General features: G+C 32.8%; 14 protein-coding genes. 13 read left to right on the top strand and 1 reads right to left on the bottom strand.

Annotation, left to right across the window (positions count from 1 at the left end; genetic code table 11):
• Window positions 1-129: 129 nt before the first annotated feature.
• Window positions 130-1,323 carry a hypothetical protein gene (locus Q4548_RS11160; RefSeq protein ID WP_303454976.1) on the bottom strand — a complete coding sequence of 398 codons (1,194 nt, stop codon included), beginning with the start codon at window positions 1,321-1,323 and terminating at the stop codon, window positions 130-132.
• 167 nt (window positions 1,324-1,490) lie between these two features.
• On the opposite strand from Q4548_RS11160, the gene Q4548_RS11155 reads away from it, so the two are divergent.
• The 13 genes from Q4548_RS11155 (at window position 1,491) to Q4548_RS11095 (ending at window position 20,772) form a co-directional block, all read left to right on the top strand.
• Window positions 1,491-3,338 (top strand): ABC transporter ATP-binding protein, encoded by a 1,848-nt coding sequence (locus tag Q4548_RS11155; protein WP_303454974.1) that lies wholly within the window; start codon window positions 1,491-1,493, stop codon window positions 3,336-3,338.
• A 24-nt stretch (window positions 3,339-3,362) separates the two neighbouring features.
• Window positions 3,363-3,896, top strand: coding sequence for an L-threonylcarbamoyladenylate synthase (locus Q4548_RS11150; protein ID WP_303454971.1), 534 nt, complete (start codon window positions 3,363-3,365; stop codon window positions 3,894-3,896).
• Window positions 3,896-5,323 (top strand): CCA tRNA nucleotidyltransferase, encoded by a 1,428-nt coding sequence (locus tag Q4548_RS11145; RefSeq protein ID WP_303454968.1) that lies wholly within the window; start codon window positions 3,896-3,898, stop codon window positions 5,321-5,323. Before Q4548_RS11150 ends, Q4548_RS11145 begins: the two co-directional genes overlap by 1 nt.
• A gap of 282 nt (window positions 5,324-5,605) precedes the next feature.
• Window positions 5,606-7,888: a chondroitinase-B domain-containing protein gene (locus Q4548_RS11140; protein WP_303454965.1), complete on the top strand. Its 2,283-nt coding sequence runs from the start codon at window positions 5,606-5,608 to the stop codon at window positions 7,886-7,888.
• Window positions 7,889-7,914: 26 nt separating this feature from the next.
• Entirely contained in the window at window positions 7,915-10,161 is a 2,247-nt protein-coding gene (locus Q4548_RS11135) for a heparinase II/III family protein (RefSeq protein ID WP_303454962.1), read from the top strand.
• A gap of 11 nt (window positions 10,162-10,172) precedes the next feature.
• Complete coding sequence (locus Q4548_RS11130; RefSeq protein ID WP_303454960.1) at window positions 10,173-10,523, top strand: cupin domain-containing protein; 351 nt, start codon at window positions 10,173-10,175, stop codon at window positions 10,521-10,523.
• Between the two features lie 598 nt (window positions 10,524-11,121).
• The gene (locus tag Q4548_RS11125) at window positions 11,122-14,292 is read left to right on the top strand and encodes a TonB-dependent receptor (RefSeq protein ID WP_303454958.1); all 3,171 of its coding nucleotides are present in this window, start codon (window positions 11,122-11,124) and stop codon (window positions 14,290-14,292) included.
• Between the two features lie 22 nt (window positions 14,293-14,314).
• Window positions 14,315-15,748: a RagB/SusD family nutrient uptake outer membrane protein gene (locus Q4548_RS11120; protein ID WP_303454956.1), complete on the top strand. Its 1,434-nt coding sequence runs from the start codon at window positions 14,315-14,317 to the stop codon at window positions 15,746-15,748.
• Window positions 15,749-15,779: 31 nt separating this feature from the next.
• Window positions 15,780-16,634: a PKD domain-containing protein gene (locus Q4548_RS11115; protein ID WP_303454954.1), complete on the top strand. Its 855-nt coding sequence runs from the start codon at window positions 15,780-15,782 to the stop codon at window positions 16,632-16,634.
• 22 nt (window positions 16,635-16,656) lie between these two features.
• Window positions 16,657-17,577, top strand: coding sequence for a polysaccharide lyase family 7 protein (locus Q4548_RS11110; protein WP_303454952.1), 921 nt, complete (start codon window positions 16,657-16,659; stop codon window positions 17,575-17,577).
• A gap of 16 nt (window positions 17,578-17,593) precedes the next feature.
• Window positions 17,594-18,493 carry a polysaccharide lyase family 7 protein gene (locus Q4548_RS11105; RefSeq protein WP_303454949.1) on the top strand — a complete coding sequence of 300 codons (900 nt, stop codon included), beginning with the start codon at window positions 17,594-17,596 and terminating at the stop codon, window positions 18,491-18,493.
• 79 nt (window positions 18,494-18,572) lie between these two features.
• Window positions 18,573-19,271 carry a FadR/GntR family transcriptional regulator gene (locus Q4548_RS11100; protein WP_303454945.1) on the top strand — a complete coding sequence of 233 codons (699 nt, stop codon included), beginning with the start codon at window positions 18,573-18,575 and terminating at the stop codon, window positions 19,269-19,271.
• 226 nt (window positions 19,272-19,497) lie between these two features.
• A complete protein-coding gene (locus tag Q4548_RS11095; protein ID WP_303454942.1) occupies window positions 19,498-20,772 on the top strand; it encodes an MFS transporter in 1,275 nt (424 codons plus the stop codon).
• The last annotated feature ends 4 nt before the right edge of the window (window positions 20,773-20,776 follow it).

The following is a 20,776-nucleotide window of genomic DNA, read 5'->3' as shown; positions in this document are numbered from 1 at the left end:
AAATGACTAGTCTTTGAGTTTGTAATGAGGTAACGTTGGGTGATTTTTTCAGTAAAAACAATTAGATTTTAAGAGTCTATTTTAAAGGTAAAAATATACGTGTGTATTTTGTTGATAGTCAGTAGATTTTTATCTCATAGATTTTTTAATTCTTTTTTTGATATTACTTAAAATAGAGATCATATTTCTTTTTTGAAGTTTTACAATTTGTCTTTCAAGTTCTGTGTTTTTTGAAATTAATTGATCGATAAGAATACTTATGGAAGAATTTGTTGTTCTATCATTTTCGGTAATAAATTCATCAATTGATTGTTTGATGGAAGAAATTTGTTCTGTTTGAAAAGATTGAAGTTCCAGAATAGATTTATAACCCCAGTATAATTTTCGAATAGGTCTAATATCTATAGAATCAACAGTTAGTGTTTTTGTTTGTAGTGTGTTTGTTTCTTCAAATAAATAATTCCAAAAAGACATACTCATCGTATAAGGTATGTTTTTAGAATTTTCAGGAATGTAAGAGTGTAAAAATTGCGTTACTTTTTTACCAAAAAAATGAGCTTCTTCTGCAACACTAGATGAGGTGGTTACAACTTCGTTTATTGAATCAGAACTTAGAAGCCTGTATATTTCTTCGTCTGTATTTTGAATAACGGGATTGGCTCTAATTTCTGGGTTGTTATTTTTTGAAAAGGGATGTGCTTTGTAATAAAAAGATGTTTTTTCTGAGCTAGATGTTATAATCTCACTTAAGTAATCATCAAGGCAAAGAAAGGTGTGTCCATTCCAAACAGACAAATCTTCTTCAACCTGACCCACAAGAAGTGTACTGTTTTTAGGATATTCTAATTTTGGAAAATTGTTGTTGATTAATTCTTTCACATAATTAGCTTGCTGATAATAGTATTCCGTGGCTTTTATAGATACTGATTCTAATTTTTGTTGCAAAAAAAGATCGTTAGAACTCAAAGAAAATGTTTGTCTATCACAATATCTTAAAGGGCTAAAGTATATAAAAACAATTTTGTTGTGAAATGAATTTAAAATATTGCGTGTTTCCTCTGTACACTCAAAAGCAATAAGAACGTCATAGGGTTTTGTTATTTCTCTAAAATACTCCGTGATTGGGGAAATATTTTCTTCCTCAACCGTTGCGTAGGGAGTTTTGGGGAGTAAGTTGATGATATCGTCACTTATCACTAAGTCACAGATTCTGACAATTTCATAGTCGTCTCCTTGAAACCATAAATTTAAAAGCCAATCATGATTTGTAGGAGCATGATGAATAGGGTGTCTAAAAACATCTGATAAGAATAAAATTTTCATGGAATAAAAGTATATGGTATTGACTCGTGAAAAAATGGATACTCTTTTTCAAAAATCACAAATTTAATTGGAATGTTTTGTTTTGTGCTCACAAAATTATGAACAAACAAAGAATAAGGTTTTATTAGGGCTAAAGTATTAACTTTGCCCGATATTTATTATTTGGAATGAAAAACTTAAGACATTTTATAAAATACCTAACACCTTACAAATTTAATTTTGCATTAAGTGTTGTTTTTAACTTTCTATACTCATTATTTTCAGCATTGTCTATGCTTTCTTTAATGCCTGTAATGAATGTATTGTTTAAAGAAGGAGAAAAGGTTTATGAAAAGCCAAATTTTGATGGTTTTAGTAGTTTAAATAAAGAAACGTTAGAAGCGTTTATGAATTATTTCATCACATCCAATACACAAGATAAAGGAGCGTTTAGTACATTGATATGGATGATGATATTTATGATTATTGCCTTTTTCTTAAAGAATTTGTTTGCATATATGTCTATGGTATACATGACTTATTTAAACAACGGAGTCTTAAAAGATTTAAGGAATGATGTCTACAACAAAGTAACATCATTACACGTGTCTTTTTTCTCAGGAGAGCGTAAAGGAGATTTGATTTCAAGAATGACCGCAGATATTACTACGATAAAATCATCATTTATGAATGCTATAATGATGATTGGTAGAGAGCCATTAACGTTATTGTTTACCTTAGGAGCAATGCTTTGGATCAGTTGGAAGTTGACCATATTTGTATTGGTGTTTTTACCTGTAGCAGGGTTTTTAATTTCCAGATTGGGTAGAACAATCAAAAATATATCTGGAGATATTTTTGCGCTAGAAGGAAATTTACTTTCGCGAATAGAAGAAACTTTGGGTGGAATTAAAATCATTAAAAACTTTACGGCAGAAGCATTTTTTAAAAATAAATTCAAAGCACAATCAGAAGAAATCAATCATATGAACAATGTGATTGGAGCCAGAATGGCAATGGCAGGTCCTTTGAGTGAGTTCCTAGGAGTTTTTACTATTTCTATATTATTTGTTTACGGAGGAACTTTGGTTTTGTTAGAAGAAACATTGACAGGGGGGGCATTTATCACTTACATGGGATTGGCTTATCAAATTTTAACTCCAGCAAAAGCAATGGCAAAAGCAAGTCATGCTATTCAAGGTGGAAACGCAGCATCAGAAAGAGTACGCTTTATTTTAGATGCGGTAAACCCATTAAAAGATAGTGAAGGAGCAAAAGTGATTCAAGGCTTTGAAAAAGAAATTAGATTTGAAAATGTCTCTTTTAAATACGAAAATGAATATGTGCTAAAAGATTTTAGTTTGACCGTTCCTAAAGGAAAAACAGTGGCTTTGGTAGGAGAATCTGGAAGTGGAAAGTCTACATTAGCCAATTTAGTGACTAGATTTTATGATGTAAATGAAGGGAATATCTTTTTTGATGGAATGGATATTAGAACTGTAAGAACAGAATCTTTAAGAAATCAAATGGGAATTGTGGCTCAAGATTCTATTTTGTTTAATGATACAATTGCTAACAATATTTCTTTAGGAGTAGACAACGCTTCGGAAGAAGCTATTGTGAATGCTGCAAAAATTGCGAATGCTCATAACTTTATTACGGAATTTGAACGTGGGTATCAAACCAATGTTGGTGATGGAGGAAGTTCTTTGTCAGGAGGGCAACGTCAACGTGTTGCTATTGCAAGAGCTGTTTTAAAAAATCCGCCAATTATGATTTTGGACGAGGCAACTTCTGCATTGGATACAGAGTCAGAAAAAGTAGTACAAGATGCTTTGGAAAACATGATGGTAAACAAAACATCTATTGTTATTGCACATAGGTTGTCTACCGTAAAAAATGCCGATTTGATTATTGTGATGAAAAAAGGCAGAATTCTTGAGCAAGGTACACATCAGGAATTGATTGCCATGGGAGGAATGTATTCCAAACTAGTAAGTTTGCAATCTTTGGAAGTGTTAGGTATAGAAGAATAACAACGATTTGATAAATTAAGAAGGATGTTTTCAATAGAAAATAAAACCATTTTGTATCCTACAGACACTGTTTGGGGAATTGGTTGCGATGCTACCGACGAAAAACTGGTAGCAAAAATCTATGAAATAAAACAAAGAGAAGAAACCAAGAGTTTGGTTATTTTGGTAGATTCTTTAGAAATGCTTCAGAAATATATTCAAAACGTACCCTCAAAAGCATTAGACATTTTATCCCAAGTAACTCAACCAACTACCATCGTTTATGAGCATCCTATGGGTTTGGCAAAAAATGCTGTTGGTAAAGACAATACAATTGCAATTCGAATTGCTTCGGATGATTTTTGCAAAAAAATGATTGCAGATTTTGGAAAACCGATTGTTTCTACCTCTGCAAATATCAGCGGAGACCCTACTCCCAAACAGTTTTCGGAAATAAACCCTGCCATTTTGCAAGCTGTAGATTATGTAGTAAATTTGCACCACGATAAAATTTGTGAGAAATCATCTACGATTCTTAAAATCACAAATCAAAATCAGGTAACCGTAATTAGAGCTTAATGCAAATTTTAGAAAACTACAGACAAGCAATACAACATCCTATCTTTGAATTTATCACAGAAGCAGCAAAACAATTGCAAGTGGACGCTTATGTGATAGGAGGTTTTGTGCGTGATTTTATTTTAGAACGAGGTACTGCCAAAGATGTAGATATTGTGGCTGTAGGAAGTGGAATTGAGTTGGCTTTAAAAGTTGCTGAATTGTTACCAAACAAGCCTAAAGTTCAGGTGTTTAAAACCTACGGAACGGCTATGTTAAGGTATCAAGATATAGAAGTTGAATTTGTGGGAGCTCGTAAGGAATCTTATACGGAAGATAGTCGAAATCCAGAAGTGGAAGAAGGAACTTTACAAGATGATCAGAACAGAAGAGATTTTACGATCAACGCATTGGCCATTTCGTTGAATGCAAATTCGTTAGGTGTTTTGTTAGATCCGTTTGATGGTGTACAAGATTTGCAAGCTAAAATTATTAGAACTCCATTAGATCCAGACATTACATACTCAGACGATCCTCTAAGAATGATGCGTGCGATTCGATTTGCAACCCAGTTGAATTTTACTATTGAAAGTGACTCTTTGTCTGCAATAACTAAAAACTCAGAACGATTGAAAATTATTACACGAGAACGTGTGATGGTAGAAATCAATAAAATATTAGAAGCTCCTGTGCCTTCTGTAGGTTTTTTACATTTGGAAAGAACAGGATTGTTGACTCAGATTTTACCAGAGTTGACCAGTTTAAAAGGAGTAGAAGAAGTAGAGGGACAGAAACACAAGGATAATTTTTACCATACATTAGAAGTTGTTGATAACATTTCTGAAAATACAGACGATGTTTGGTTAAGATGGGCTGCTTTGTTACACGATATTGGAAAAGCACCTACCAAACGTTTTTCAAAAAAAGTTGGATGGACGTTTCATAATCATGAATTTGTTGGTTCTAAAATGGTGTACAAATTGTTCAAAAGATCAAAATTGCCATTGAATAACAAAATGAAGTTTGTTCAGAAAATGGTTTTGCTAAGTTCTAGACCTATTGTATTGGCTTCAGAAGTTACAGATTCTGCAATTCGTAGATTGGTGTTTGATGCGGGTGATGATATTGAAAGTTTGATGACTTTGTGCGAAGCAGACATCACAACTAAAAACCCTAACAAATTCAAACGCTACCATAGCAATTTTAAATTGGTTAGAGACAAAATTAAAGAAGTTGAGGAGAGAGATAGAGTTCGTAACTTTGAACCTCCTATTTCTGGTGAAACAATCATGACTACATTTGATTTGAAACCATGTAGGGAAATAGGGCAAATAAAAGATCACATAAAAGAATCTATTTTAGACGGTTGTATAGAAAATAATTACGAACAAGCTTTTGAATTGATGTTGTTAAAAGGAAAAAAATTGGGGTTGACCCCAAAATTATAAAATATACAAATTAAGAAATGGTGATGGGTCGAAGAGAAAATCTTCGACCTTTTTTTGTTTTCCATAGTTTTTATTTTGTCCCAATAGGTGTTGTTTAAAAGCTTTTTTGTTTAATTAATGTAGGTTTAAAATGAGGATTGTTTAAAATATTAACTATTTTATTGAATATTCTTTTGTTTAGTGGTTTTAAATAAATATATTTGGTAAACCAATTTGGTAAACCAATCTATTGTAGTTATGTATAAAATCAAACATCTTTTACTCTTTGCTTGCCTTCTTGTGATGGCATGTAATTCAAAAACATCAGAAAATTCAAATTATGTAAAGACGGTAGAGGCTTTTCATCAAAAGGTAGCGGAAGCAGAACCAGGTGATGAAATTGTGTTGGCAAATGGTGTCTGGAAAAACGCAGAACTATTGTTTCAGGGAAATGGAACTGCAGAAAAAGCAATTACGGTAAGAGCAGAAGAAAGTGGTAAGGTTTTTCTTCAGGGAAATTCAAATCTTAGAATTTCAGGGAGTTACCTAGTAGTAAAAGGATTGGTTTTTAACAATGGTTTTACGCCAACAGCAGAAGTAATTTCTTTTAGAAAAGATAGCAAAACATTGGCGAATAATTGTAGGTTAACAGAGTGTGTAATTGATGGGTATAATAATCCAGAACGTCACGATACAGAAACTTGGTTGGCTGTTTATGGAAAAAACAACAGAGTAGATCATAATCATTTAGAAGGTAAAAACACCAAAGGGGTAACTATGATTGTGCGTTTGAATAGTGTAGAGAGTCAAGAAAACAACCATAGAATAGATCATAATTATTTTGGACCCAGACCTAATTTAGGTTCTAATGGAGGTGAAACACTGCGTATTGGAACAAGTCATTATTCATTAACAGATTCTAAAACAATTGTAGAGGCAAACTTTTTTGATAGATGTGATGGTGAACACGAAACGATTTCAAACAAATCTTGTAAAAATATTTATAAAAACAATGTTTTTTATGAATGTAGAGGTACACTAACCATGAGACATGGTAATGGAACTTTGGTAGAAGGAAATGTGTTTATTGGAAATGATAAGCCATGTACTGGAGGAATTAGAGTAATTAATGGCCAACAAACGGTAGTGAATAATTATGCTATTGGTTTGAAAGGAAATAGATTTAGAGGTGCTTTTGTAATTATGAATGGAGTTCCAAATTCTACAATTAACCGTTACCACCAAGTAAAAGATGCAAAAGTAACCAACAATACATTTATCAACTGTGACAATGTACAGCTTTGTGCAGGTAGTGATGCAGAACGTAGTGCAGTACCGTTAAACTCTGTTGTCGCAGATAATATTTTTTACAATGAGGTTAAAAATGATGTGTTTACTGCTTACGATGATATTAGTGGAATTGCATTTAAAAATAATCTTATCAGTCCAAATATTACCGCGTTAACCAAGGATGGTTTTGTAAAAGAAAAATTGACCTTAAGTTTAAATGATAAGGGTCTTCTGGTGCCAACGGATAAAAACTTAAAAGTTGGAGCTACTATTCCAACAGAAATAGCAACCAAAGAGAATACAGGAGCTTCTTGGTATTCTAAAGCGGATAAAAAAGTAGTATTGTCTTCTGGAAAAACAATTCAGGTAAAAGCAGGATTGAATACATTGGTTGAAGCTGCTTTGGCTTCGCAGCCTGGTGATGTTTTAGAGTTGAGTTCAGAAGAAGTATATAGAAATACCAAAACAATTCCAGTAAGCCACCCGTTAACAGTAAAAGCATCTGGAATAAAAAAAGCAATTGTTCTTTTTGAGAAGAAAGTACTTTTTGAAATTCAAAATCATGGAGCGTTACAATTAGAAGGATTGACATTTGATGGAAAAAAATCTCCAGATGATAATGGAAATTCCGTGATTTCTACCAGTAAATATTCTATGAATACCAATTACAATTTGTTTATTGAAAATTGTGATTTTATCAACTTAGACATCAATTATGCTTTTGATGCTATCAGAGTTTATAAAAATACGTTTGCAGATACTATTAGCATTCAAAATTCAAACTTTAAAGACGTAACAGGTTCTGTAGTTGCTTTGGATAAAGAAACAGATGATATTGGAATTTATAATGCGGAATATGTAATTCTAAAAAATAATAGTTTTAAAGATGTTGGGTGTACAGTATTGAATTTGTATAGAGGAGGTACAGATGAAAGTACGTATGGTCCTTTCTTAGAATTAGAAAATTCAGTTTTTGACAACGTAGGGAATAACAAAAGAAATAAAGCTAAATCAGCAATTTCTTTATATGGAGTTCAAAAAATAGATGTAAAAAATAACATTTTTAAAGATAGTAAAGGGGTAGATATGCACTTGGTAGTTGGAGAGCCAGTAGTAGAGGTGTTAAACAATAATTTTTACAATTCTGAGAAATTAAATATTACAGGAGATCAAAAATATACGGTTCAAAATGTTTGGACGTTGAATCCAATGTTTGATGGAGAAAGTTTCAAGTTGTCAGAAAAATCATCCTTAAAAAATAAAGGAACTAACGGACAAGATTTAGGAATTCAATAAACATACAGCAACAACAATACTGAACTATGAGCATCAAACACAACATCGTATTATTTCTATCATTTCTCGGATTCATTTCTTGTTTAGAGGTTAGATCACAAGAACATCCTAGTTTGATTTTGACTCAATCAGGAGTAGAAAAAATTAGAAAAGAATTAGGAAATGTGCCTTTGTTTGATGCTACACTAAAAAAAGTAAAAGCTGAGGTAGATGCAGAAATAGCATTGGGAATTGAAACACCTATACCCAAAGATTTTTCAGGAGGATACACACACGAAAAACACAAGAGAAACTTTTTGATCATGCAAAAAGCAGGAGTGTTGTTTCAGATTTTGAAGGACGAAACTTATGCTGTGTATATTCGTAATATGCTGTTTCAGTACGAAGCCATGTATAAAGATTTGCCAGTACATCCACAAACAAGATCATATGCTAGAGGGAAGTTGTTTTGGCAATGTTTAAATGATTCTAACTGGTTGGTGTATACAAGTCAAGCGTATGACTGTATTTACGATTGGCTGTCTAAAAAAGAAAGAAAAAAATTAGAAAAAAACCTATTCAAACCTTTTGCTGATTTTATTTCTGTAGAAAATCCACAGTTTTTTAACCGTGTACACAATCATAGTACTTGGGGAAATGCAGCGGTGGGAATGATTGGTTTGGTAATGCAAGACGACGAATTGATAGAAAGAGCTTTGTATGGATTGCAAGATGATGGATTGCCAGTAGGAGCAAAAGACAATGATGGAGGCTTGATTAGAGAAGAAGGTCAGCAAACAGGATTTTTAGCAAATATTGACGAACCATTTTCACCTGACGGATACTACACAGAAGGCCCTTATTACCAGCGTTATGCTATGTATCCTTTTTTGGTGTTTGCAGAAGCATTGCAAAACGTAAGACCAGATTTAAAAATATTTGAACATAAAAAAGGAGTTTTACTTAAGTCAGTAAATGCTTTGTTGAATTTGACAGATGCTGATGGAAAGTTTTTTCCGTTGAATGATGGTCAAAAAGGAATGTCTTATTATTCTAGGGAATTGGTAACTGCTGTAGATATTGCGTATTACTATGGAGGGCTGAATCCACAATTGTTAAGCATTGCAGAAAAGCAAAATGGTGTCTTGTTAGATGATTCTGGATTAGCTGTTGCTTTGGCTGTAAGAGATGGAAAATCTAAACCTTTTGAGAAAAAATCTATCAACTTGACAGATGGTTCTGATGGAAAACAAGGAGGTGTTGGTGTGTTAAGAGCAGATAATGAGGAGTTGACCTTAGTTTTTAAATATGCTGCACAAGGTTTGAGTCACGGTCATTATGACAAACTATCTTTTTCCATGTATAACCAAGGTAATGAAGTAATTCAAGATTACGGATTGGCAAGATTTGTAAATATTGAGCAAAAAGGAGGAGGTAATTATTTAAAAGAAAATAAAACTTGGGCAAAGCAGAGTATTGCGCATAATACCGTTATTCAAAACGAAAGCTCTCATTATAATGGTAAGTATGAAATTGGAAGTAAACACCATTCTTCATTAAATTTTATTGATATTTCAAAAGAAGATTTTCAAATCATTAGCGCAAAAGAGGAAAATGCATATGCAGGAACGTTATTGCTGAGAACTTTAGTGATGCTAAAAAATTCAAAAGCTCAAAAACCTTTAGTGCTAGATGTAATGAAAGTGGTTTCTAATCAAAAAAATCAATATGATTTTCCGTTTTATTTTAAAGGGCAGGTAATTGAAACTAATTTTGATTACACAACTTATAACACAATGCAAACATTAGGAGAAAAATATGGATATCAACATTTGTGGTTAGAGGCTAAAGGAAAACCTGTGTCAGAAGTAAGTCAATTTTCGTTTTTAAACAACGAAGTATTCTATACTATTTCTACAGCAACTAATGCTAATGACGAATTGTTGTTTACAAGAATTGGAGCAAATGATCCTGAGTTTAATTTAAGAAGAGATGCAGGATATATGATTAGAAGAAATGCACAGAATACTGTATTTGCAAGTGTAATAGAACCTCATGGAGGTTATAGCCATGTGTCAGAATTTTCCGTAGATGCTAAAACTCATATTCAGAATTTAAAAGTTATTTATGATGATGAAGATTATACTGCAATAAACATTGTCTTTACTGGGGGAGATGAAAAAGTATTGATCATTGCTAATAAAAATACAGGAAAATTAAAAGAACATAATTTAATAATCAACGATAAGGTATTTAACTGGAAGGGGCCTTATCACTATTCAATAATCAAATAAAATAAAGAAACATGGAAACATTTGGAGCAAGTAAAGAGTTTTTATTCGACAGCGAGACACCTTGGGAAACAGTAGCAGAAGGAGTGCAACGTCAAATCATGGGGTATGATGATAAAATCATGCTAGTAAAAGCAAAATTTGAAACAGGAGGTATTGGACAAATGCACGAGCATTACCATTCTCAAGTAACATACGTAGTAGATGGAGCATTTGAATTGACAATTGGAGAGGTTACAAAAATGGTTAAAGGAGGTGATTCATTTTACATTCCACCACACGTAATGCACGGTGCTATTTGTAGAGAAGCAGGTTTGTTGATAGATGTGTTTAGTCCTATTAGAGAGGATTTTATGGAGAAATAAAAAAGAAGTTTTGGGGTTGATAATAATACAAAACAGCATGAAAAAGGATTGCTGTAGGAGATAATGTATTCGTTTGTTTGACCTCGCAAAAAAAATCATTTCACTAAAAGTAGTATTGATACCACAAAGCAGCTTGTAATCTTATAGTTTACAAAGCTGTTTTGTGGTATTTTGATAATATATTTATGTTTTTGTTGTGATTTATCTAATAAATAGTGGTTATTATTTGTGAATAATGATTCTAATATATATATTTGGTAAACCAAATTGGTAAACCAGTTTGAAGACGAACTAACTATTATAAATAAACAACGATGAGAACTATGAAAATTATTATTTAGACAAAAAAATAAAGGACGGGTGCACGCCCATCCTTTATAGGTAAGATTACTTCATTCTGAAGGGAAGTAATATCTAAAGTATGTGAACTGTAATCAACACACTCTTTTACAAAAGTAATAAAAAATTATCGATGTATCTAGTGTGTTAAGGTGAACCAAGACTTTGTTATATGACGCACTTTGTCATAGCGGGTTAAAGGGTGGTCACTGTGGGAAAATCCCATTATTATTATTAAATTAACTTAATACTAACACTAATGAAACTAAAGAAAAGTTTAACGCTATTGGCTTTGTTGTTTTTCAATATGGCTCTGTTTGCTCAGGAGAATTATAATCTGACAGGTATTGTTTTGTCTACTGCAGAAAAAACACCAATTCCTGGTGCAAACATTATAGTAAAAGGAACATCAAAAGGAGCTATTTCGGATTTTGATGGAAATTATCAAATTTCGGTAAAAAAGGGAGACGTATTAGTAGTTTCCTACTTAGGATTTAAGGCAAAGGAAATCGTAATTAACGATCAGAAAAAACTAATGGTAGCCTTAGAAGAAGAGTCTTCTCAATTGGATGAGATTGTAATTGTAGGGTATGGTACTCAGAAAAAATCACATTTAACAGGAGCTATTTCAAAGGTAACAAATGAAAAATTAGATCAGATAGCAGTGGCAAGGGTAGATGATGCTTTGGTAGGGCAAGTATCAGGTGTAAATATCCAAGCTACAGATGGAGAAGCAGGAGCTGCACCAACCATTACCATACGTGGTGTTGGTTCTATGTCTGGTGATTCTACTCCTCTAATTGTTGTGGATGGAGTTATTGTAGATTCAGATTTTCTAGGATCTTTAAATATGAATGATGTTGAGTCTTTTGAAATTTTAAAAGATGCTGCATCGTCTTCTATCTACGGATCTAAAGGGTCTAACGGTATCATAATGATTACGATGAAAGAAGGTGTTGAAGGAGATACTAAAATTAGCTACAGTACATATATTGGTTTTAAAGAAGCAAGACAGAGTGATGCATATACTTTTTCCATCGCAGAAACTGCTGCTGCAGAAAGTGAATATTACAAAGCTTTAGAAATTAGCAACCCTACTGCTTTTGCTGCTTTAGGACATAGAGAAGAACATGGTGGAATCTATTTGTCAGATAAAACAAAGTACAAGCAATTAATTGGTATTGATCGCTCATGGCAAGATGTTATTTTTGATGGAGGAGCTATCACTAGTCACTCTTTATCTTTAAGAGGGGGGAACAAAAAAACAAAATATGCTACAAGTATTAATTATGCAAATGATGAAGGAGTTCTGTTAACAGACAACTTTGAAAAATACGGAATGAGGTTAAAAGTTGATAGTAAGTTGAATGACAAGTTTACTGTTGGAGTTAACTTAAGCCCTTCTTTTACAACCAGAAGACGTTTTGACGGATCAACGCACGATATTTTAAGACAAACCAACTGGTTGCCAACGTATCAAGATGAAAATACAATTCAATATTTAGATAGAACTGTATATCCAGACGTAGAAGTTGGAGATTATGCGCTACAATATCATTTTAACAATTATGATTTGTATGGAGATGGTAGTACTTTGGTTGATATAGGGAATACATCAAACACAAATCCAGCTGCTAAAATTTTAGAGCGTGAGCGTTACGATGATAAATTTAAGTTGTTTGGTAGTGTTTATACAGGTTATAATATTACAGATGATTTGAGTTTTAAAACAACCTTATCAGGATCTTATCAAAATACAAAACGTACAAGATGGCAAGGTACAAAGTCTAATAGAAACGGAGCTTCTGCTGCTTCTATGAATGAAATTTCTCAAGGAGAAACATACATTATATCGGATAACTTTTTTAACTATAATACAACTATTGCAGATGTTCATGATGTAAGTGCAACTGTAGGTATGGCTATAGAGTCTAGAAATTTCTTTTTCTCATCAATTTCTGGTACAGGGTATACTTCAGATGCTGTAAAACAAATTACAAATGCGGCAACAATTAGTGCTGCAGATGCTTTTGAATGGCAAAAAAGAGGAATCTCTTACGTGAGTAGATTGAACTATGCATATGATGATAAATACCTTGCTTCTTTAAGTTTTAGACGTGATGGAAGTTCTATTTTTGGTTCAGATTATAAGTATGGTAATTTCCCTGCTGCTTCTATTGGTTGGAATATTTCTAATGAAGAATTTTTAGAGGATAGTGGTGTTGTAAATAGATTAAAAGTAAGAGCAAGTTATGGTGTTACAGGGAATGACCGTTTGAATACAGGAAGTATTGATCCAGATTCAAGCAGTAGCACTAGTAGCTTAAGTACAGGTAATATTTTAGTAGATTATTATCCTTCTTTAGCATTGTTACAGTCTAACACGGCAAGTGTAGACGGAGCTGTATTGTCTGGTTTTGCACCTTTAAATATTGCAAATCCTGAATTGAAATGGGAACGATTGGTAGAAATCAACCCAGGTATTGATTTTGGTTTGTTAAACAATAGAATTTCAGGTTCTATCGATTGGTACCAAAGAACAAGTGATCAATTGCTTTTAGACAATCCAGTATCAACTACAACAGGTTTTTCTAGTGCTTTGGTAAATTTAGGAGAAGTTAGAAATGAAGGTTGGGAATTTGAGTTGAGAACAAAAAATATTTCTAACGAACATTTTAGTTGGAATTCTACAATTATTGCTACTACGAACAAAAACACGTTGGTTAATTTTGCAGATTCTAATGGGCAAATCACAAATGTTGACTCTAAAAGAGCTGCAGAGTGGATCAATTTAGAAGGACAGCCAATTTCTACATTCTACGGATGGGTTGTAGATAAAGATATTCCTGTAGAATACCTTGCAAATCCATTTCATCCAGTTGGAGGTGAAGCACAAGATGTTTATGTTAAAGATTTAAATGGAGATGGAATTATTGATGATGAAGATAAAGCTGCGTTAGGAGATCCTTATCCAGATTTAGTATGGAGTGTTTCAAATGAATTCAAATTTGGAAACGTAGATTTTAGTTTCATGTTCCAAGGAAGTCATGGTGCAGAAATTAGAAACATGGGAGATCAATACATCTTCAATCACTTTAATAGCGGTCAAGATTTTATATCATCTACACCAAATCAAAATTTTATTAAAGAGAAAATATTCACAAATGACATCATACAAGATGCATCTTATGTGGCTTTACGTAATATAAACATTGGGTATAATTTTTCTAAAGGTTTATTATCTAAGTATGGAATTTCAGGATTACGTGTTTATGCTACAGGACAAAACTTAATGTATTTAACTGCTGCTGATTATACTGGGTTTAACCCAGAATCTATCGATAGAACAAGTCCAACTACTTATGGTTACCAAAGAGCAGGATCTCCTATTTATAGAACGATATCTTTTGGTTTGAATCTAGATTTTTAATACTTAAAAAAACATATATATTATGAAAAACATAAAATTAATAGTATTACTAATAATTGGAGTAACAATTGCTTCTTGTAGTAGTGATTACTTAGAGATTACTCCCGATTCAGGGATTACTGCAGATTCATATTACCAAACTGCAGATGAAGTAGAGACAGGATTGATTAGTATTTACGATGCTATACAAGGTGTGAATAGCACAGACACTGACGATAATCATGCAATTATGTATGAGTTCTATTTGACAGAAATGCGAAGTGACAATACCAGAACTAAAAGTCAAGAAGGTGAGGCTGCTCAATTTGAATTTTACACAGTACAAGCAACAAACGGAATTGTAGCAGATTATTACGCAAGTTTTTATAGTGTGATTTATAGAGCAAACATCGTTTTAGAGAATTTAGATGTGGTTGACGATGAAACTACTGCTGCTGCTTTTGAAGCTGAAGCTAAATTTTTAAGGGCGTATGCTTATTTTAATCTAGTAAGATTGTTTGGAGACATTCCATTGATTGATAGAGTGGTATCTCCATTAGAAACAGAGGTTCAGTTCACAAGAGTTGCAACATCAGGTGTTTATGATTTAATTGTAAGTGACTTGACTACCGCAGTAGCTGGTTTAGACAATACCTATACAACCAGAGCATCAAAAGCTGCTGCTCAAACCATGTTGGCAAAAGTATATTTAACATTAGAGGAGCCTAATTACACACAAGCACAGGTTTTATTGGAAGATGTAATGGTAAGTGGTTTTTCGTTAATGCCTGATTTTAATGATGTTTTTTATTCTGAAAGAAACAACGAAATTATTTTTGCTATAGGTTATGAAAATGCCTCTTCAAATGATAGTCAGAACTTTTCAGCAGAATGGATGAATGGTGTGGGTAGAACCTCAGGAGTAAATTACGTAACTACCGATGCAGTCACTGCTTTGGATACTTACGGAGGTGATAGAACTGAATATTCTTATAGAATAGATCCTAGTCAAACTACACAAAATCAAGTAATAAAATACTTGCCTAATGGTGAAGATGGAGGAACAAATGGAAAAACATTTATCAATGATGCTACGCTAGCAGGGAACGATTGGATTGTATTACGTTACGCAGATGTTTTGTTAATGCACGCAGAAGCTATTTTGGCAGGAGGTACACAAACCACCAATATCAATGCTCTAAATTCTTTTAACGAAGTAAGAAATCGTGCTGGTTTAGCAGATGATGCTGATGGAACAATTACAAAAGATGAGTTGTTATTAGAAAGACGAGTAGAGTTGGCTTTTGAAAACCATAGATTCTTTGATTTACTTAGATTCGGAAAAGCTGAATCTATACTTTCAACATTTTCAACAACAAATGGGTTAGAATATTCATCTTCTGATTTGTTATTACCTATTCCTCAAAGAGAAATCAATTTGAGTAATGGAGTAATGAAACAAAATCCAGGTTACTAAAAAAGTGTTAAATTAATTTAAACAAGAAAACATGGAAAAAATAAATAAATACAAAAGCGCTATCACTATTTTAATTTTAATGGTGATGATATCAGTAACTTCTTGTGATTCATTTGAGTATGAATTGCCAGAAGCGAACTCAAAAGAAGATTTAACTCCTCCAGAAGCTAATTTTTCTGCAGCAGTAACAGACGATTATTTAACATATACATTTGCTAACGCTTCAACAAGTGCTACTGATTATATGTGGAACTATGGTGATGGAAATACATCTACAGGTGTAGATGGTGTAAACACTTTTCCTGCAGAAGGAACTTATACAGTTACTTTAACGGCATCTGATAAATTAGGAGTGGAGAGCATTTCTTCTTTAGAAGTTGTTGTGGTAGAGCCAGAAGAACCATTAGCAATTGTTCCAAAAATTTTAAATCCTAGTTTTGATGAACCAGGTGATGATGGTAAATATACATCTCCATGGGTAGATTCTAATTTAGGTAAAACAATACAGATTTCTACTAGTTCAAGTTTTGTTGGTACAAAAGCAGCTAAATTTCCAAATATTTCAGATGCAAGAGTAGCTTATCAAAAAGACATAGCAGTAACTCCAAATACAGATTATATAATTTCATATTTATATTCTATAGAAACAGGAGATGCTTCTTCAATTACAGTTTCAATCTTGGGAGGTACAGTTACTAGTCCTGATGATATTGCAGGAGCAACTTTAAAGTCTCATACTGGTACTGTTCAATTAGGTAAAACTCCTTTTGAATCGGTTGATGTTTCTTTCAATTCTGGTAGTAATAGTACTATTTCTATACATATAGAAAATACAGGTACTGCAACTGGTTATGTTGAAGAGTTTACTTCATCAGTGATAGAATAAATAATTATATATTAGTTTAATTATGAGGTTTTTTAATAAAGAAATTTTAGCAATACTAATAACTTTTGTTTCTATAAATGCTACTTGCCAAGAAAAGGCAAGTAGTGTTTCAGAAACGGAAAAATCAGTTGAGGTAAAAAAAACAAAGAAAAAAAAGAAGAAAAAATACAAATTACCAAAAATTGATTTGAGCCATTGGAGTGTAACAACACCAGAATTAAATCACAAAGGAAGCGCAATGAATGTTGAGCCACCAGAGATTATAAATTATGGTACAGATGAAAGGTTAAAAAAATACATGTACAATGATTCTATCAAAGGAGCATTGGTGTTTTATGCATATCCGAGTAATGCAACTACTGCAAATACAAAATATTCTCGCTCTGAGTTAAGAGAACAAATGGTTCCTGGAAATAACAATGTGAATTGGACTTTTAAACAAGGAGGTACAATGAAAGGAGTTTTAAAAGTAGATGAAATTTCTAAAGATAAAGAAGGGAAGCCGCATAAGGTTATCATTATGCAAATTCACGGGCGTTTGACAAATGAACAGAGAGATTTGATAGGTCAAAAAGATAACAATGCACCTCCAATTTTAAAAATTTATTGGTACAAAGGAAAGATTCGTGTAAAAACCAAAGAGCTTAAAAACTTAGAGGCAACACCAATTGAGATGTTACATGAAGATGCTTGGGGTGATGATGAAGGTTACACCTTTGATCAAGAGGTTGGACATAAAAAATTCACGTTAGAGGTTAAAATATCCGAAGGGAAAATGCTAATTGTATTAAATAACATTCATTACAAGGTTTACAAAGGAATTCACATGGAAAAGTGGGGGATTTTTGAGAATTATTTCAAAGCAGGTAATTATTTTCAATCTAGAGATGAAGGTTCTTATGCTAAGGTTAATTATTACAAGTTAAAGGTTAGTCACAAATAACACATAAGAAAACAAGATGGTGTCAAAATTTATCAACAAATGGGTTGTGTTTATTTTCATTGTAGGACTTACAAGTTGTAGTTCTACTAGTGAAGAGAATTTTCCTGATATTGAAATTGATAATGAAACTGAAGAAGAAACCTCTCCTGAAGTAACATATAAATTACCAAATATAGATTTAAGCCATTGGAAAGTAACATTACCTATAGGAAACCCAACAGAAGTTTCTTCTCCAGAAATTTTAGAGTATGGAACTAACGAAATATTAAAGCCATTTATGTACAATGATTCAATCAAAGGAGCTCTAGTTTTTTATACGTATCCAAGTGATGCTACTACAGCAAATACCTCTTACTCAAGAACCGAATTAAGAGAACAGATGGTTGTAGGAGATAACAGTACAAATTGGACATTTTCAGAAGGAGGAACCATGACAGGAGAGTTGGCAATGAGAGAAATAACCAAAGATAGTGATGGGGATTATCATCGGACGATTATCATGCAAATTCATGGACGTTTGACCAATGCACAACGTGATTTGATTGGTGAAGATGACAACAACGCACCTCCAATGCTAAAAATTTATTGGGAAGATGGTAAAATAAGAGTGAAAACTAAAGTATTGAAAGATTTAGATGCATCTGACGAAGAAATTTTACACACAGATGCTTGGGGAGATGATGCAGGTTATAATTTTCCAGAATATGTAGGTTTTGATACATTTACTTTAGGAGTAAAAGTATCAGAAGGTAGAATGGAAGTGATAATGAATGGAAATTCAAAAGTATATAATGATATACATATTCAGAAATGGGGTGTTTTTGAAAATTATTTCAAAGCTGGTAATTATCTAAGTACTAGAGATGAAGGGGCAAGTGCAAAAGTGGAATATTATAAGCTAAATGTTACGCATTAAAATGAGGAATTTTCTATATATTTTTGTTATATTTATAAAGTGAAAATTGGTTAACCAATTTAATTAAAACTAAGTTTCTATGAAGTTAGAGTTATTGTCAAAAGGAGAGCAAACTAGTCAGAATGAAATCATATCTAAGTTGAGAGATTTGATAAACCTAAAAAATCTTGAACCAGGAGATAAATTACCATCAGAACGTATGATGTCTGAAAAGTTTGAAGTAAGCAGAAGTAGTGTAAGAGAGGTGATTCAGTTGTTAGAGTTTTATGGTTTGTTAAAATCAAAACCACAGAGTGGAACCTTTGTAGCAGATATAGGCCAAATAGCTATGAACGGTATGATTGATGATATTTTACGATTGGAGAATCCAGACTTTAGATCTTTAGTAGAAACAAGAATTATGTTTGAGTTGAAAACTGTTCGTTTGGCAGCACAAAGAAGAACCGAAGAGCATTTGAGTCAAATTGAAGGGGCTTTGGAAGCTTATAAAGAGAAAGTTTTAAATGGAGAAAATGCTGTACAAGAAGATTTATTGTTCCATTTAGCTATTGCGCAAGCTAGTTGTAATAGTACTATGAACACCCTTATGTTGATGATTACACCAAAAATAATTACAAATTTTGAAAAATACCATGTCTGCGATAAAAATCAGGCTTATATAGGAATCAAAGAACATCAAGATATATTTGAAGCAATTAAAAACCAAGATACAGAGATGGCTAAAGAAAAAATGAAAGTTCATTTTGGAGTTCTGTATCAGTATTGTTACAATATTTAAAAAATAAAAAGTAACTATAAAAGTGCACGTTTGTAATTGCTTTTAAAAACTGAAGGGAAACATATTTAAAGTATTATTCTTAGAGCTAAAACACGAATTAATCTTCATTTTTTAGATTCAACAGGTAGTATTATAAAGGTTAAAGCAATAGAAAATTCTATAGCAGGACTTCTACGTCCAAATTTAAAAAAGAAATAATTAGTATTAATGTATTGAATAAATAATTATGAAGGTTAAAGGATTAAGATGGTGGGTCATTTTGTTGATTTGTTTAGCAACAGTTATCAATTATATTGACAGAACCGCATTTGGAGTTATGTGGCCAGAAATGGGAAAAGATTTAGGACTCGATGAATCTGATTATGCAGTAATGCTAAACATTTTCATGATCACTTATGCGGGAGGTAAATTTCTCTCGGGAAAGTTATACGATGAAATAGGAACACGTTTAGGATTTGTAGTGTCTATTGTAGTGTGGTCTTTGTCTTCGGTTTTTCACGCGTTTGCTGGTGGATTGGCTAGTTTGACAATTGTGAGAGCTTTCTTAGGATTTGGAGAAGCAGGAAATTGGCCAGGAGCCGTAAAAAGTAATGGGGAATGGTTTCCTATAAAACAACGTGCCATTGCACAAGGTATCTTTAACGCAGGAGCTTCTTTAGGAAGTGTAATTGCTCCTGTATTGATTGCCTATTTGTACGGGCATTTTGGATGGAGAACTACGTTTATTATCATTGGAGCTATTGGACTGTTATGGGTAATTCCGTGGTTAATTGTAAACAAAGCCAAACCAGAAGTTCACCCATGGATTACAGACGAAGAAAAGAAATTGATCTTGAAAGATAGAATAGAAGATACTTGCGCACCTGGTGAAAAACCAAAAGGATTGTCTGTTGTTAAAATTTTAAAGCACAAAGAATCTTGGGGAGTATTAGCAGCTAGGTTTTTTATAGAGCCAATATGGTGGTTATTCGTGGGATGGATGCCATTGTATTTAAATTCTGAATTTGGATTTAGTATTGAAGAAATTGGTGCTACTATTTGGATTTCTTATTTAGGAGGTATGGCAGGTAGTATTGTTGGAGGATGGTATTCTGGTAAGTTGATGGAAACCAAAACTGTTGATGTTGCTAGGAAAACAACAATTTCTATAGGAGGTGCTTTGATCTTCTTAGGATTGTTAGGAATTATTTTCTTGGTAAATGAAAACAACCCAATGACGTTTATTTACATTGTTTCTGTAGTTCTTTTCGGATTCCAGTTTGCAATCGGTAACATCCAAACTATTTCAAGTGATTTGTTTAGTGGACCGTCTGTAGGTACGTTGGCAGGTTTAGCTGGAACAGTAGCAGCAGTGTCTGTTATTATTATGAACACATTAATTCCGCTAATAGCTTCGGTGTCTTACACACCTGCATTTATTGTAATTGCAATATTAGCTCCTATGGCTGTAGCATCCATACTTTTATTGATAAAAAAAATAGAACCCGTAAAATTAACATAAATAT

This window comes from Wenyingzhuangia sp. 2_MG-2023, assembly GCF_030548295.1.
Taxonomy (GTDB): Bacteria; Bacteroidota; Bacteroidia; order Flavobacteriales; family Flavobacteriaceae; genus Wenyingzhuangia.
This window is presented reverse-complemented; position numbering and strand designations above follow the sequence as displayed.

What these genes read in the sequence shown, in the direction of transcription:
- Q4548_RS11160 (WP_303454976.1), bottom strand. Translation starts at nt 1,323, where the DNA reads ATGAAAATTTTATTCTTATCAGATGTTTTTAGACACCCTATTCATCAT.
- Q4548_RS11155 (WP_303454974.1), top strand. Translation starts at nt 1,491, where the DNA reads ATGAAAAACTTAAGACATTTTATAAAATACCTAACACCTTACAAATTT.
- Q4548_RS11150 (WP_303454971.1), top strand. Translation starts at nt 3,363, where the DNA reads ATGTTTTCAATAGAAAATAAAACCATTTTGTATCCTACAGACACTGTT.
- Q4548_RS11145 (WP_303454968.1), top strand. Translation starts at nt 3,896, where the DNA reads ATGCAAATTTTAGAAAACTACAGACAAGCAATACAACATCCTATCTTT.
- Q4548_RS11140 (WP_303454965.1), top strand. Translation starts at nt 5,606, where the DNA reads ATGGCATGTAATTCAAAAACATCAGAAAATTCAAATTATGTAAAGACG.
- Q4548_RS11135 (WP_303454962.1), top strand. Translation starts at nt 7,915, where the DNA reads ATGAGCATCAAACACAACATCGTATTATTTCTATCATTTCTCGGATTC.
- Q4548_RS11130 (WP_303454960.1), top strand. Translation starts at nt 10,173, where the DNA reads ATGGAAACATTTGGAGCAAGTAAAGAGTTTTTATTCGACAGCGAGACA.
- Q4548_RS11125 (WP_303454958.1), top strand. Translation starts at nt 11,122, where the DNA reads ATGAAACTAAAGAAAAGTTTAACGCTATTGGCTTTGTTGTTTTTCAAT.
- Q4548_RS11120 (WP_303454956.1), top strand. Translation starts at nt 14,315, where the DNA reads ATGAAAAACATAAAATTAATAGTATTACTAATAATTGGAGTAACAATT.
- Q4548_RS11115 (WP_303454954.1), top strand. Translation starts at nt 15,780, where the DNA reads ATGGAAAAAATAAATAAATACAAAAGCGCTATCACTATTTTAATTTTA.
- Q4548_RS11110 (WP_303454952.1), top strand. Translation starts at nt 16,657, where the DNA reads ATGAGGTTTTTTAATAAAGAAATTTTAGCAATACTAATAACTTTTGTT.
- Q4548_RS11105 (WP_303454949.1), top strand. Translation starts at nt 17,594, where the DNA reads ATGGTGTCAAAATTTATCAACAAATGGGTTGTGTTTATTTTCATTGTA.
- Q4548_RS11100 (WP_303454945.1), top strand. Translation starts at nt 18,573, where the DNA reads ATGAAGTTAGAGTTATTGTCAAAAGGAGAGCAAACTAGTCAGAATGAA.
- Q4548_RS11095 (WP_303454942.1), top strand. Translation starts at nt 19,498, where the DNA reads ATGAAGGTTAAAGGATTAAGATGGTGGGTCATTTTGTTGATTTGTTTA.